At 39.9% G+C, this 258-nt stretch carries 1 protein-coding gene; it reads left to right on the forward strand.

The features are described 5' to 3' along the window. Positions 1–224 (forward strand): type IV pilin protein (locus tag AAEY78_RS13835; protein ID WP_352339936.1); only part of this gene is annotated, 224 nt, incomplete at its 5' end. Between the last annotated feature and the right edge of the window lie 34 nt (positions 225–258).

The raw sequence follows: 258 nt of genomic DNA on the forward strand, positions 1-258 counted from the left end.
ATTTAGATCATCGAAGCTTTGCAACTGATATGACTAAACTTGGGTTGAAGGCAGATCCTTGGATTGTTGAAAATACCTATTATAAGGTTGATACAACGCTGAGTGGTGATGATTACACCGTGACAGCTACAGCTGTTGGAGTACAAGCGACTCGTGATACGGCTTGTGCAACGATATCGTTAACCTCAACGGGTGCTAAGTCACCTACGGAGTGTTGGAAATGAGGATAAGCATAATATTTATAGCAATTTTATATTT

Origin of the sequence: Psychrobacter sp. 16-MNA-CIBAN-0192, from assembly GCF_040309565.1 — a bacterium.
In the GTDB taxonomy this organism is placed as follows: domain Bacteria; phylum Pseudomonadota; class Gammaproteobacteria; order Pseudomonadales; family Moraxellaceae; genus Psychrobacter.